General features: G+C 63.1%; 12 protein-coding genes. 7 read left to right on the top strand and 5 right to left on the bottom strand.

From position 1 onward, the window contains the following. Nucleotides 1-2 precede the first annotated feature (2 nt). From ACQ860_RS10995 to ACQ860_RS10985, 3 genes are all read left to right on the top strand, one after another. Nucleotides 3-611 carry a hypothetical protein gene (locus ACQ860_RS10995; protein WP_431303415.1) on the top strand — a complete coding sequence of 203 codons (609 nt, stop codon included), beginning with the start codon at nucleotides 3-5 and terminating at the stop codon, nucleotides 609-611. A 161-nt stretch (nucleotides 612-772) separates the two neighbouring features. Next, nucleotides 773-2890 (top strand): tetratricopeptide repeat protein, encoded by a 2118-nt coding sequence (locus ACQ860_RS10990; RefSeq protein WP_431303414.1) that lies wholly within the window; start codon nucleotides 773-775, stop codon nucleotides 2888-2890. A 165-nt stretch (nucleotides 2891-3055) separates the two neighbouring features. Continuing rightward, entirely contained in the window at nucleotides 3056-3781 is a 726-nt protein-coding gene (locus tag ACQ860_RS10985) for an FkbM family methyltransferase (RefSeq protein ID WP_431303413.1), read from the top strand. Between the two features lie 467 nt (nucleotides 3782-4248). Here the strand turns inward: ACQ860_RS10985 and ACQ860_RS10980 are convergent. Further along, a protein-coding gene (locus ACQ860_RS10980; RefSeq protein ID WP_431302838.1) for an IS630 family transposase occupies nucleotides 4249-5207 on the bottom strand; the annotation gives its coding sequence in 2 pieces (ribosomal slippage) (nucleotides 4249-4856 and nucleotides 4856-5207; 960 coding nt in all). Nucleotides 5208-5321: 114 nt separating this feature from the next. Between ACQ860_RS10980 and ACQ860_RS10975 the strand changes: the two genes are divergently transcribed. Together ACQ860_RS10975 and ACQ860_RS10970 are read left to right on the top strand one after the other, a co-directional pair. Further along, the gene (locus ACQ860_RS10975; RefSeq protein WP_431303412.1) at nucleotides 5322-6779 is read left to right on the top strand and encodes a PAS domain-containing sensor histidine kinase; all 1458 of its coding nucleotides are present in this window, start codon (nucleotides 5322-5324) and stop codon (nucleotides 6777-6779) included. Between the two features lie 232 nt (nucleotides 6780-7011). Next, on the top strand, nucleotides 7012-7980 hold the full coding sequence (locus ACQ860_RS10970) for a cupin domain-containing protein (RefSeq protein ID WP_431303411.1): 969 nt from the start codon (nucleotides 7012-7014) through the stop codon (nucleotides 7978-7980). 51 nt (nucleotides 7981-8031) lie between these two features. Here the strand turns inward: ACQ860_RS10970 and ACQ860_RS10965 are convergent, their stop codons facing one another. Genes ACQ860_RS10965 through ACQ860_RS10955 form a run of 3 tightly spaced genes read right to left on the bottom strand, consistent with a single transcriptional unit; the run spans nucleotide 8032 to nucleotide 11242 of the window. Next, nucleotides 8032-8586 (bottom strand): hypothetical protein, encoded by a 555-nt coding sequence (locus tag ACQ860_RS10965; RefSeq protein WP_431303410.1) that lies wholly within the window; start codon nucleotides 8584-8586, stop codon nucleotides 8032-8034. Further along, entirely contained in the window at nucleotides 8583-9317 is a 735-nt protein-coding gene (locus ACQ860_RS10960) for a response regulator transcription factor (RefSeq protein ID WP_431303409.1), read from the bottom strand. The genes ACQ860_RS10965 and ACQ860_RS10960 overlap by 4 nt, the downstream gene beginning before the upstream one ends. Continuing rightward, the gene (locus ACQ860_RS10955; protein WP_431303408.1) at nucleotides 9314-11242 is read right to left on the bottom strand and encodes an ATP-binding protein; all 1929 of its coding nucleotides are present in this window, start codon (nucleotides 11240-11242) and stop codon (nucleotides 9314-9316) included. Before ACQ860_RS10955 ends, ACQ860_RS10960 begins: the two co-directional genes overlap by 4 nt. Nucleotides 11243-11248: 6 nt before the next feature. Between ACQ860_RS10955 and ACQ860_RS10950 the strand changes: the two genes are divergently transcribed. Continuing rightward, the gene (locus tag ACQ860_RS10950) at nucleotides 11249-11413 is read left to right on the top strand and encodes a hypothetical protein (protein ID WP_431303407.1); all 165 of its coding nucleotides are present in this window, start codon (nucleotides 11249-11251) and stop codon (nucleotides 11411-11413) included. Nucleotides 11414-11469: 56 nt separating this feature from the next. Here ACQ860_RS10950 and ACQ860_RS10945 read toward each other — a convergent pair whose 3' ends face one another. Continuing rightward, a complete protein-coding gene (locus tag ACQ860_RS10945; RefSeq protein WP_431303406.1) occupies nucleotides 11470-12690 on the bottom strand; it encodes a response regulator in 1221 nt (406 codons plus the stop codon). 415 nt (nucleotides 12691-13105) lie between these two features. Here ACQ860_RS10945 and ACQ860_RS10940 point away from each other — a divergent pair, with 415 nt between their 5' ends. Then, complete coding sequence (locus tag ACQ860_RS10940) at nucleotides 13106-13384, top strand: glycosyl hydrolase family 8 (protein WP_431303405.1); 279 nt, start codon at nucleotides 13106-13108, stop codon at nucleotides 13382-13384. The last annotated feature ends 26 nt before the right edge of the window (nucleotides 13385-13410 follow it).

Genomic DNA, 13410 nt, shown 5'->3' with positions numbered 1-13410 from the left:
CAATGCAGCGTCTTGCACTCGCCCCGCTGGCGATGGCCGTGTGCGTCACGCTGCCCCTTGGGCAGGCCCTGGCGCAGGCGCGGCCCCAGGGTCAATGGCCGGTTCATGGTGGGACAGCGCCCACGTCCTTCTTCGCAAACGGCTACGCGCAGCCCTTTACTGCCTCGTCGTCGATCGGCATGTCAGGTGTCTCAGTGACGGTCTCGCCGCAGGGGGGTGTCGGCGTGAACATCGTCAACCTCGGCGCATCGCAGAGCCTTGCGGGCTTCGGGCGGGGCTATGCCCCACCTGGCGTTATGGCCGGGCTTACGGGCGTGCCCGGGTTTTCCGGCGGCAGCCTGTTCAGTGCGCTGGGAATGAGTGGCTTGAGCGTGCAGGTCGGTGGTGGCGCTCCCGGTCCTGGCGGTGTGTCCATCAATATTGCGAATATCGCTTTGAACAACAGCTTCTTCTTCGGCGGCGCGCTAGCGCGCGGTCACTATCAGCCCCGTGGCCACTACCATGGTGCCCGGCCCCCGCGGCCGTCGCAGCCCGATGGCGGTAATGGTGGCGGAGGCGATGGCGGCGGCGGCGGCGGGGATGGCGGCGGCGATGGGGGCGGTGGCTACTGAACCTCGCACCCCATGGGACAAGGGTGAGTAGTGCCCCCGCTGCTGCGTCCCTGAGTCGCGGGCGCGCATGGCCTGGGGATGCCGAAGACGGAGCCCGCCATGATCGGCTTTTGTCGCATTCATACAGGGGCCCTGGCGCTCTGGCCCAAGGATGACCACCCATGCAACTGACGCTCCCCTATCTGCTGCAACGGGCCCGTGAACATCTCTCGGCCGGCCAGTCGCAGGCGGCCTCCGGCTATCTTGAGGCGGCGCTGATGCGCGATCCGCGGAACGTCCCCACCATGTTCGAGCTTGGTCGCATCGCGCTGATGCAGCAGCGGCCGGACCAAGCGTTGCAATTCGGCCGCCGCATCCTTGGCCTTGCGCGGGTGGATCGACCGGCGCTTGGCCATTTGCTGGTGGGCAATGCGCAGCGCGCACGAGGCGCGCACGCCGCTGCGGTAACTGCCTATCGCGAAACATTGAGATTTGAGCCGGAGCTGACGGAAGCCATCTGCAATCTGGGCGGGAGCCTGCTGGAAATGCAGTCTTGGCCGGAGGCGTTGTCCCTGTTGTCGGTCGGCGTGCAGAAGGCCCCGGCGGACGCGGCAATGCACGCTAATCTCGGCCTGGCCCTCCTGCAGGCGGGTCGGCGTGAGGACGCGATGGAAGCACTCCATCGTGCCGTGGTGCTTCAGCCCAACCTAGGCAAGGTCTGGCTTGTGCTTGGCGGCATCGTGCTGGAGCTTGGGCGAGTGCCAGAGGCCGTGCACGCCTTCCACCAGGCTGTGCACCTCCTCGATACGCCGGCCGCCGTGGGCGTTGCCCAGTACAATCTTGGGCTGGCCTTCATCCAGCTCGGCAAACGAGCCGAGGCGCTGCTTCTCTTCGCCCAGGCGCTCGAAAAGGCTCCGGACCTCGCTCTCGCAGAAGGGGCCTTGCTGTACCAGGCGCAGAGCCTTTGCCATTGGGACTTGGTGGATCATGTTGTCCCGCGCGTTTTGCAGCGCGTGCGCAGCCATCCGGAGATGGTGGTGGAGCCCTTCTCCGGCCTCGCCATGCCTCAGGCAACGATGCGTGACCACCACCTGATCAACGCTGCCTATGCGCGGCGCATCTTCCCGCCGACTGAGGTGCAGATCGTGCCGCGTGGGCATGTGTGGAACGATGGCCGGGAGCGTTTGCGCGTCGGCTTCCTATGCGGCGAGTTTCGCAATCATCCGATGGGCGTACTCATGGCGGGGCTTCTCGAAGCGCTCGACCATTCGCGGATTGAGGCTGTTGCCCTGACCTACGGCCCGGAAGCCATGGATATCTTCCGGCTTCGCTGTCTGCGCGCCTGTGAGTACCACGTGGAACTCAATCCGCTGCTGGCTGCCTCGATGGAGCAGGCGGCCCAGGCGATCGCGAGCCTGAAACTGGACGTCCTAATCGATCTCACCTGCTACACGAGCGGCACCAAGTCGGAGGTGCTGCGGTTTCGGCCGGCGCCGGTCATTGGGCACTATCTTGGTTTTTGCTCGACCGCCGGCTCAAGGATCTATGACTTCACCCTGCTCGATCCCGTGACCGTAAAGCCGGAGGAAGATGTCCACTTCGACGAGACGGTCATCCGCTTCGCGGAGAGCTATTATCCGGTGCTCCTCCCTCCTGCGGAGCGCCAACTGGTCAGCCGCGCGGATGAAGGCCTGCCGGAGAACGCATTCGTCTTCGTCTCGATGAACCAGAGCCATAAGCTGTCCCGCCTGACCTTCTTGAATTGGTGCAACATCCTGGCGCGCGTCCCCGGCTCGGTGCTGTGGTTGCTGGCGATGCCGGTCGAGGCTGAGGCAGCGTTGCGCGTGGCCATGCAGGCCAAGGGGATCGATCCCGCGCGCCTCGTCGTGGCGGCGCGCGTCGATCCTGAGCGGCATGCGGCCCGGCTGCGACTGGCCGATTTCGGACTGGATACGGAGCCATACGGATCCCACACCACCGCCATGGACTTGCTGTGTGCCCATGTGCCGATGGTGACCACTTTGGGTGAGACGGTTCCCGCGCGCGTGGCCAGCAGCATTCTGCGTGCGGCCGGGCTCGGCAACCTCGTGCTTGCAACGCCGGAGGAGGTGCTCGAGTTTGCGGTACGCTTCGCTACGGATGCGCAGTCCGGCAAGGAGGGCACATTCAGCGCCGCGATCCGCGCCCAGGTCGCGGCAGCTTTCGAGCCTGAGCGCTCGCGTGCGCGGTTGGTCGCACAGGGGCAGGAGTTCTCCGACCTGATCCGCCAGGCCCATCAGGCCGCCACGAGTGCGTGCTGACCGCCTTCATTCGCTTGGGCCCGCGGGTCCGATTGGCATGGTGTATGCCCGGCGCTGCGCGCGGATGGGGCGTCAAACGCAAAGAGCCCCGATGATTTGGCCCAATCCTTCAAGACCCTTGCGGAGCCTGCCTCGCCATGGTCTTGCATCACAGAAGGCGCGATCATGTTAGAAGTCACCATGCTGACCATCGGTGGGAAGGCGCAGAGGCCCTTCTTCCATCGCAACACCCCCGCCGATCGCGGCGTGATCCAGCAGGTGTTCGTCAACCAGGATTACGCGCTGGAGCGTCTGGCCCGCGCCACTGACATCCAGAACCTCTACAACGCTTGCGTGGCCTCCGGCAGGACGCCGCTGATCCTGGATGCCGGGGCCAATATCGGCGCGAGCGCGGTCTATTTCGCAGCCCGCTTTCCGCGGGCCCGGATCATCGCGTTCGAGCCGGAGCCGGGTAACTTCGCGTTGCTCCGTCGCAATACGGAAGGGTTGGAGGTTGCCTTGCGCTGTCAGGCGCTGGGCGGGGTTTCACAACGTGTGTCCATCGTTGATCCTGGCCGCGGGGAGTGGGGCTACATGACCACCTCCCAGGAGGGCGGCAACTGCGAGATGGTCGCTGCCTCGGCTGTCGTGCAGCAGGCCCTGGGTGAGGGGCTTTTCCCGCTCATCGCCAAGGTGGATATCGAAGGCGGGGAGAAGGGCCTGTTTGAACCACCAACCGAATGGGTCTCAACCTTCCCGGTGTTGATCGTGGAACTTCATGACTGGATGCTGCCGGGCGAAGGCGTAGCACTCCCCTTCCTGCGCTGCGTCTCCGCTCTCAACCGGGATTTCGTGCTTCATGGGGAGAATGTCTTCTCGGTCGCGCATGCCCTGGGCTTGCCCGCGGCGTGAGCGTGGGCCGGCACGGAGAGAGAGGACCACTCTCACGATCACGCGGGAGTGAAGCATGCTCCACATGGCCGTCAAATTTTCCCGTCTGAGTTGGGCCAGAGTGCCGTGACGCTTGCGTCTCGGTTCGATAAGGTGTTGAGCGTAGCCAGTGCCGCTCGAGGTGGTTCGATCCGTGTCTTTGGCCCTTGATGCAGCCACGCTCTACGCGGCCACCGCCATCCTCAGCGCGGCGATTGCGCTTGTTCTCTGGAACTCTTGGCGAGTTGAGCGCCCCGCCTTCTCCGCATACTGGACCGCCTGCCTGTTGTTGACTGGCGTGGGGCTGCTTGGCCTGAGCTTCCAGATGTCCGGCGCGCACAGCCCGTTCACCATGCTTGGACCTGTTTGGCTCCTGCTGGCCTTCTCTTGTCTTTGGGCGGGCGCGCGCGGTTTGCGCCAACGGAGCACCGCGCACTGGATCCTAGAGCTTAATCCCATCCATCTGGATCATACCCTGCTGCGGCGAACATGCGCTGACACTCGCGCGGGGTGACGCGGTCGAGAATGCGCCCGATGGCGTTCCACAGGGTGTCGATGGTCCGCGCAGCCTCGCGGCGCAGCAGCGCCTTCAGCTTGGCGAACAGGTTCTCGATTGGATTGAAGTCCGGGCTGTAGGGCGGCAGGTAGAGCAGATGCGCACCCTTGGCCTCGATGAGGGCCCGCACGGCCGGGCCTTTGTGGCTGCTGAGGTTGTCCATCACCACGATGTCGCCGGCCCGCAGTTCCGGCACGAGCGCTTGCTCCACCCAGGCTTCGAAGATGAGCCGGTTGACTGGGCTGTCGATCACGAAGGGCGCGACCACGCCGCTGCTGCGCATCCCGGCGATCAGCGTGGTGGTTTTCCAATGGCCGTGGGGGATTGCCATGCGCAGGCGCTCGCCACGCGGGCAGCGGCCATGGCGTCGGGCCATGTTGGTGCTGGCCCAGCTCTCGTCGACGAAGATCAGGCGCTCAGGATCGAGGTCGAGCTGCGCCTCGAACCAGGCTTCGCGCCGGCTCAGGACGTCGGGGCGTTGCTGCTCGGCTGCGTGCGCGGTCTTTTTTTGCGCGTGTAGCCGCGACGGTCGAAGAAGCGCCAAAGCGTGCCGTAGCCGAAGCGCAGGCCCCGTTCGGCAAGGGCTACGCGCAGTTCCAGCAGCGTCATGTCGCGCTGCGCGTGAAACACTTCGAGGATCGTCTCAGCCTCGGCCTCCACAACATGGCTGCGCCGATCACCACCAAGCGGACCGTGCATCGGCACCGCACCCTCGGCGGCAAGGGTACGCCAGCGGCTGACGCTGGCTGCGCTGACCTTGAACCGCTCGGCCGCCTGGCGGTGCGTGAGGCCTTCTTCCAACACCGCAGCCAGCGTGCGCTGCCGTAGATCCAGTGAGAGCGCCTTCGACATCCAGCCCGGCCTCCACGCTCCGGAAGACAGCGTGAATCAGAAAACAGCCGTTCCGGGAATCCCCACGATTCAGTCAGACCGGATGACGCTCTAGCCTTGCCTGCGGCCACGCTCATGGGCGCCCTGCTGACGGTGGGCGCTGTATCCGGCACGCCCTCGCTCGCCATCGTCATCACTTATTGCGTCATGGCGGGCGGCCTGATGTCCGGCGCGGCGTTCGAGTTGTGGCTGGTTTACCGCGAGCAGAAAATCACAGCCGCGCGTGACCTCGCGCTGGTGGTGGGCCTGGGCGGTGGCTTCTGGCACCTCATCCGCGCCGTGCAACTCGCCTCTGGCGAATACCCGCCCCTTTCCCCCATCTATGGCCTTCTGGCCATGATTCTCCTCACGGTCAGTGGCGGCATCATGGCCGCCCTGGTTCGGGAGCGCGCGGCGTCCAGGAAGCTTGTGTCGCTCCTGGGGACCCGCGCTGATATTGACCGCCTGCATTCCGGCCTTCCCGCCTTGATCTTCCTCCGTGAGGTCTCGGCTGACGGCGCCAGCCGGTTGATCTACCGCGGTGGCGATGTGGCGGCGGTCACCGGCTGGCCGGCTGAATACATCGCCCAGCTCAATGATCTGACGACACTGGCTGAACCTGGCTCCCCGGCGTCAAGCTGGCGCAACAATGTCGCGGATGCTGAGGGGCTGGCCTACGAGTTTCGGCTTCGCCAGCCGGATGGTGGGTGGCGTTGGATGAGCAGCAGCATCCGCATTCTGGAGCGACAGGCGAATGGGAGCGCGCTGGTCGTGGGCTATTGCGTCAGCATCGATGCGCTGCGCGCGGCGGATGCCCGGGCGGCGGCATCGGCCCGATTGACGTTGCTGGGCGACATGGGGATGGGGTTGGCCCATGAGTTGCAACAGCCGTTGCAGGCTTTGTCGCTCGCGGCCGAGATCGCGGCGCTCGGGCTCCGGGAAGGCCGCTCTGAAATGATCGAGCCGCAGCTCCAGGCCATCGTCGAGCAGGCCGCCCGGGCCGCCGCGATCATCACGCATCTGCGCCGCTTCGCCCGCGGTGGCGATGGCGAGGCGATCTTGAGGCCAGTCCGCCTGGCCGACGCCATCAACGGGACCCTGGAGATTGTTCGAGGTGCGCTGGAGCGGGAGCGAATCACCACGGAAGTCAGCCTCGATGGCGCGCCCGAGTTCATTCTTTGCGATGCCGTCCCGCTGGAGCAGGTTCTGGTGAACCTGCTGCTCAACGCGCGTGACGCGCTGGCCCAACTCCCGCCGGGCGCGCCGCGTCGCATTGGGGTGGCAGCCTCTGCCGGCGACTCGGATGAAGTCCGCATCAGCGTGGCCGATAGTGGAGGCGGCATACCCGATCACATCATGAGCCGGATCTTCGAGCCCTTTTTCACGACGAAAGGCCCTGATCGGGGCACCGGCCTGGGACTCTCGGTTTCGCATGGGCTGATGATGGGGATGGGCGGGCGGATCGAAGCCGCAAATGACGGTCCTGGTGCCGTTCTGACCCTGGTGCTGAAGGCCGCCAAGGCGCCGCAGGATGAGGCGCAACCGGCTTCGTGAGAGGCGAGGGGGCGGCGCGAGCCAAGCCGGCCCCCATGAGGCTGCAAGTGAATTCCGTGATCTCAACCCATGCGCGAGCGACAAAACGCCAAATAAATCTGCTTTAATTGTATCGATTGAAATCGCAAAACTGCTTCAAGCCGACAAGGTTACAATAATTCAGTAGTGTTATTGTGAGATTGCGGTGCTAAACAATTGTGACTGGCGTCACTAAAGCAGTATGGAAATAATCATGACGATGACATTTGAACAGCTGCTGTCTCCAATGGCGCAAGATGAATTTTTGGAAAAATACAACAACCAAAAGCCTATGCTGATCCGGGGGGCGGCCGACAAATTTTCGCAGGTCTTGTCGTGGTCCGAGATTCACCGACTTCTCAATATGGATCGGATCTGGACGCACCGCACCATGGTCTTGCTTCTGGATGGTGAAGCCATATCCCCGAAAGAGTATTGTACGGTGACTATAAATGACGGCGGGCGTGTCATCAGCCGGCCGCAGGCGCGGCTCGTGCGGCGGTTTGTACAGCAGGGAGCCAGTCTCGTCCTGAATGACATCGATACCCTCACGCCGGGCATGGCCGCCATTTCACAGGCGCTCCAGGCGGGGGGCCTCGGCGAGCCCTGGGCCAATGCCTATATCTCTTGGAAAGAACGCCGCGCTTTCAATGTCCACGCTGACACGCATGATGTGTGGGTTGTGCAGATCGAAGGCCGAAAGACCTGGAACATCTGGCAGGGCCGATCTCCCTGGCCGACATACCAGAACGACCAGCGGATCCCGTCCAGGGACGAGGATCCGGACAAGGGCGAATTGCTGCACGAATGGACGCTTAACCCGGGTGACCTGCTTTATCTCCCCTGGGGCTGGTTTCATGATGCCTTGGCCGCCAGCGATGCTTCAGTTCACATCACCTACGGTGTGAGACCGCTGAATGGCCTGGATTTGGCCGAGCAACTGATGGACCGCATGGTGAATGACCCGGATTTTCGGCAGCCCATGCCCGTACAGGATGGCAGCGAAACCGCCCGCGCCGCATTGGCGCTGCATGCCGCGAGACTGGGTGATAAACTGGCCGCAATGTGTCGTGCCGGCATAGTGCTGGACGGTTTGCAAGGTACGCTGGTTGGGAAGCACAAGACCTATGGCGGATTTGATCTGCTCCGGGCACGAGGCATCCAGTCAACCGATCGAGGCTGACCGCACCAGCACTGCCTGCCGGCTGCGGCCCTCCCTCATGGCGCGTTGGCGTCAAGTGGGCACGGAGAGAGATACAACCGTTCCGGCACCCATGCGCCGCGCGCGTGCACCAATGCCGGCTTTCCGCAAAGCGTCCATCCAGAAGCGCAGCATATCCGGCTGGGAATCGCCTCCCCTCAGCGTGATCTGAATACCCTTGCGGTATGTGGTGGCGTATGCACGACAGGAGTCGGGCGTCGGCCGCAGTGTCATGACGAGGCCCGCCATGGCAGCCTCGAAATAGTCGCGGTCCCCCAGAATCTCGCCGACGGACGCAAATTCCTTACCACCCAGGATCTGGTTCAGGATCTGCGCGGGATCGAACTTGCTCGCCCAAAGGCCGGGTTCGCGGCCGCAAGCCAACTTGAGGGCACGCATGATCATAAGGGCGCGCTTCAATTCGTCGGACGCCGCCTCTACGCGCTTAAGGGCCGCGGCTTCATGACCAGCGGGCAGAAGGATGAGCGCGGTGTCCACGCTCAACGCAGCCGCCAGCAGCGGCTGGGAGAGATCATGCAACAAATGCTGCATTCGCTCCGCCAGATCCACCGATGCTGACCTGCTCATGCCGGCAGGCTGGCTTCTGTCCTCGATTCCTCTGCGGCGGGGAAGCCGGTGAACACGTAGCCCATTGGCCGGACCGACCGGATGCAGGTGGAGCCTCCAGGGGTGTCAATCTTGAGGCGCAGCTTCTTGACAACCGTATCCACGGCGCGATCCGCGGGTTGGTAGGGGCGGCCAAAAACCCGTTGGCAGATTATGGCGCGAGAGACCGATATGCCAATGGATTCCACCAGCATGCGAAGCGTCTCAAACTCGGCCGTCGTCAGGTGGCACTGCGAGCCATCGGGCCGGCGCAATTCGCGCCTTGAAATGACAAACTGCCAAGGCGAGGCGGGCGCATCGTTCGCACGCTCAACGGACGGGCGGCGCTCACGCCGCAGCACAGCCCGAATTCGTGCCAGCAGCTCTCGAGGAGCCGTTGATTTGTCGATTTCGTCGTCAGCGCCGAGCTCAAGGTTGAGAATGCGGTCAAACGGATCAGATGCGCCCGTCACGACGATGCATGGCAGGTTGGAACGCGGTCGCATCTCGCGCAGCAACTGTGTTCCGGTCGTGTCGCCCAGACGTTGATCGAGCAGCAGCAAGTCCGGGTTATGCTTCAGGATCGCCGCCTCCAGCCCATCTGGTCTCTGGATGGCGGCGACTATGCATCCCTGCGCCTCGAGATATGCCGTGATGGCATCACAGAAGGCAGTGTCATCGTCCAGCAAAAGAATTCTTGGGCCCTGGGTCATGCCGGATTCACTCTACTTCCACTCGTTTCCGATTCGGTTTGAACAACTCTAGGGTCATCACCCGCCAGGAGCACCATGCAAAATTCGGCGCCGCCGGCAGGGTGGTTGCGTGCGCTGATGGAGCCACCGAGACCCTGCATGGTGGTGTGCGCGATCGATAGACCGAGCCCGGTCCCCTTGTCGAAGGATTTGGTCGTGAAAAAGGGCTCGAAGATACGCGGGAGAATCTCTGGCGCAAGGCCCGTCCCGTAGTCCCGGATGCTGATGCTCACGGTGCCTTGCCCTTCATCAGCCGCGGCGGACAGGTCCACTACGCGCGCAATACGGGGTTGATGCAGCAGCGCGTCCCGCGCGTTGATCAGCACATTGACCAGGACCTGTTCCAGGGGCACCCGCCGCGCACGCACGATCAGCGGATGATCGGGAAGGTAGACGCGCAAAGTCACGCCCGCGCCGGCCAGTATGCCGTCCGCGATGCGGCGTGCACCCGCGATCACCTCTTCGAGCCGCATGGACTGGAGCGGCAGTGCGTCCGTATCTGGCTTGCTGAAGTCGCGGAAATGCTTGATCACCTCACGGAGCCGGGCGGCCTGCTCGGCAATGTCTTCGAGGCCGCGCCGCAGGGTCTCGGGCGGCCCGCCCGGCAAGCGCTCGAGCTCCAGGACGGCGATGTCGGCGGCGAGTGCGATCGCTGCCGCGGGCTGATTGATTTCATGCGCGAGGCCCGTCGCCATCTCACCAAGATTGGCCATTTGGGCCGCGGCATGTGCCTTCGCCCTGAGGTTTTGCTCAGCCGTAATGTCGGTAAGTTGGCCGATGATGAGCCTTTCGTGGATCTCGTTGCCGGGCAGGATGCGAGCATGCTCCCGGATCCGGATGAGCGTCTTGTCCGGGCGAAAGCCATTGTATTCGACGACGGCCTCACCGCTGGCAATGATCTGGCGCAGGAAATCGGCCCGCAACGCCAGACCTTCCGAATCGGTCAGCGTGTCGAAGGGGTTGCGCGCATCCGTCTCGGAATATGTGCGACCGGTGATGGCGGCAACCGCCAACTGCGCCTCATGCCAGGCGGGCTCTCCCTCTTCGGGCAAGCTCACGCGATATGCCGCGCCAGGCAAGGCACGCAGCATTTCGCTGGTTTCCTTGCGCGCCAGTTCCGCATCGCGCGCGTGGCGGCGCGCAGTGCGCGCCGCATCCCAGGTCAAGGCAGCGGCGCCCAAGCCAAGATAAGCTGCGAGGCCGCCGGTCAGCGTCTTCCAATAGCCCGCGACATCAAGCTCGGCCCTTTCGCGTGCAATGCTGCGTGGGGCGCTGTGCACCAGGACGGCGGGCCATCCCGGCACTTGCTTCCATGCGACGATCCGCTGCGCCCCGGTCCGCGAGCCGAAGACCAGATCCACCCCTGTCAGTTGGGCCATGAAGCGATGAAGGTTGCCCTCGCCAACGCGTTGACCCGGCGAAAGGCCCCGCGCATCATTGGCTGACAGCACCAACCCGTCCGAGCGGATGAGCAGCACCCGGCTGTCTGGCCTCATGGGGGCCAGGCCCAGATCATTGGAGAGGCCGTTCGGGTCGAGCGATACGACGCTGACCCCAAGAAAGCTATCATCTGGCCCAAGTATGGGCCTGGTGAGCTGGAGGCTGTGACGAAGGCTGGCCCGCCCCCGAAGCGGCTCGCTGATGAAGGGGGTGCGAAGCCCTTCGGCATGCACTTTGAAATGCTCCCGGTCCCGCAGATCGACGGCTCGCCAGCCCGGGACGGTGGACCAAACCAACTGCCCATCGCGATCGATCGTCGCGATCTGGAAGATGCCCGCCCGCTCCTCCCGAGCGAGTTGCGCCAGGTGTTCATCTGCGGTCGGATACTGGCCTCCGGGGTGGAGCACACGCTTCCGATGCGAGGCGGCGGCCAGTTCATGCACCATGGTCACATGATCGAGGCTGCGCTCGAGCAATTGGCTGAACATCTCGACGTAAAGTACGCCCTCGCCACGCAGAACGGCCTCCTTCTCGGCCTGCCTCTCTTCGGTCGCTCGGGTGATGGCCAGGGTGCCGGCACCACCAAGCGCGACAAAGCCGGCGCCGATCCCCAATGAGCCCAGGAGCGTCCTCCGTCCAAATCGACGAGGACGCCCGTTCGCGTGAGCCCCGATCATGTGCCGTTGAGGAGGGGGATAGCGAGACGGATCGCCGCACTACCAGGCGTTCCCGTCCAGGAGGTGACCGTTCCACCGCAATGCGCAACCAAGCGGCGGGCGATGAAGAAGCGAAGCGATTCCTGCGTTCGTGACAGGAAGCTGGTGGTCTCCTCAAATGTGCTTCCGGCAGGGGGCGCCACATCCTGCCCGAGCGGTGAGACGATCACGGTGAAGCTGACGAAGCACCGGCCTTCTCCATCATGCTCCAACTTGGTCTCGTAGCGGAACTGCGACTTGGCCCCCCCCCATTCAGCCGCAGCGTCAAAGCACAAGGTGATCGCCCGGCGGATCCGCAGCGGCGATGCCATAACGATCATCGACACAGCTGCCGGTGGGGATGTGCAGGTGAGGACGGTGCCGTGCTCATGCGTGAAGGATGCCGCCAAGCCATCGACATAAGCGGCGACATCAAAGGCGTTCATCGCGACCGGTTCATCCACCTGAAGCCGGTTAAGTTCCTCGACCAGTTCAACAGCGACCACCGCGTCATTCACGCCATTACGCAACAACTCCAAGCTCTCGGCCTGGGCCTGGGCACTCCGATCATCCGATATCAAGGCCGTACCGCCGGCAATCAGGTTCAACGGAGTTCGCAGCGCATGGGACACGGCGAGGCGCGCCCGCTCCAGATCGGCCAACGGTCGCGATTGTGCCGTGGACAGATTGTGAAAGCGCTGCTCCGCATCCTGAATCTTCGCTTGCAGCATTTGGCGCTCATCGTCGAACCGAGACAGGGCCAATTGGCTTTCGGATGCTGCCCTAGCGTCCTTACGGCGTTTCAAGGCGCGATCTACCGCCCTTTGCACCGCATCGCGGGCCTCGGTCAGCCGAAAAGGCTTTGGCAGGAAGTCCGCCGCGCCGCATCGCAGGGCGGTGGTCGCGTCATCGAGCGTGGCATGGCCGGTGATGAGGATGACTTCCGTCGCTTCTGCCTCTCCGCGCTGATGCGATACGGCCTCGGCCAGCTCGAGGCCGCTGCCGCCAGGCATCCTGATGTCCGTCACCACCACACAAGTTTCGGGTGACTTGCCCAGCGCCTCCAATGCCTCGGTCATGGAATGCGTCACGACCACAGAGAAACCAACCGCCTCCAAACCCAAGCCGAGTTGCCGTGCCACCGCCTTGTCGTCGTCTACAACAAGCACTCGCGCCAAGGTCGCCGAGTCAGTGAGCATGCGTTCGAATTTCCCTTAACAATCATAGTTTGATTTGCTCAAATATCATCCGTATTTCATGAAACGGCTTGGATTTATTTTAGAAAAACGTCAATTAACCATGTCCTAGGATATTTAAGAAGAAATGAAGGAATAATTTTTCTGTACGGAATTGAGGAAGAGCCAGGAATATCGCTGCGGGAGAAAAGCTTCAAGGGGCGTATATGCTTCACAATCACATAAATAATGTCTATTTTTGTCGACATAATGTGTTGTTGCCAAAAATCGCCTAAAGTGCCCGATAATCGCATTATAGGATGCGGTTTATCTGAAAGGGTGGGCGGAATATTGTTTCGCGTAGCGCTAACTGCGAAAGATGTCAGTCAGCAGCAGGCAAGAGATTAATCGGCGCGCTATAGTCGGGCGCGGATGGAGCTTGCTTCTGGACGCGTCGCGTATTGCGGCGGGGCAATTTGCATCAGACGTCGGATGGACCAACTTCAAGCGCCGATTTCCGACTCAGCAAGGCCGGGTGGTGGATACCGGAAACTTGGGCATCTCGTACTCGGAAGGGCAGGCGGTTGGCATGTTCCTTGCTGTTCGCCATCCGGACGTTGAGGTGTTTGGTCGGATGTCGGAGTGGACGCAGCAGAACCTGGCAGTCAGGTCAGAATCGTTGCTTGCCTGGCGGTACCAGCCCGACGAGACCTCGTGACCCTGCCCCCCGGAATGTCCCCGCTT

Source organism: Sediminicoccus sp. BL-A-41-H5, assembly GCF_050632405.1.
Taxonomy (GTDB): Bacteria; Pseudomonadota; Alphaproteobacteria; order Acetobacterales; family Acetobacteraceae; genus Roseococcus.
Note: the sequence above shows the minus strand (reverse complement) of the source record. Positions and strands in the feature narration are given on the sequence as shown.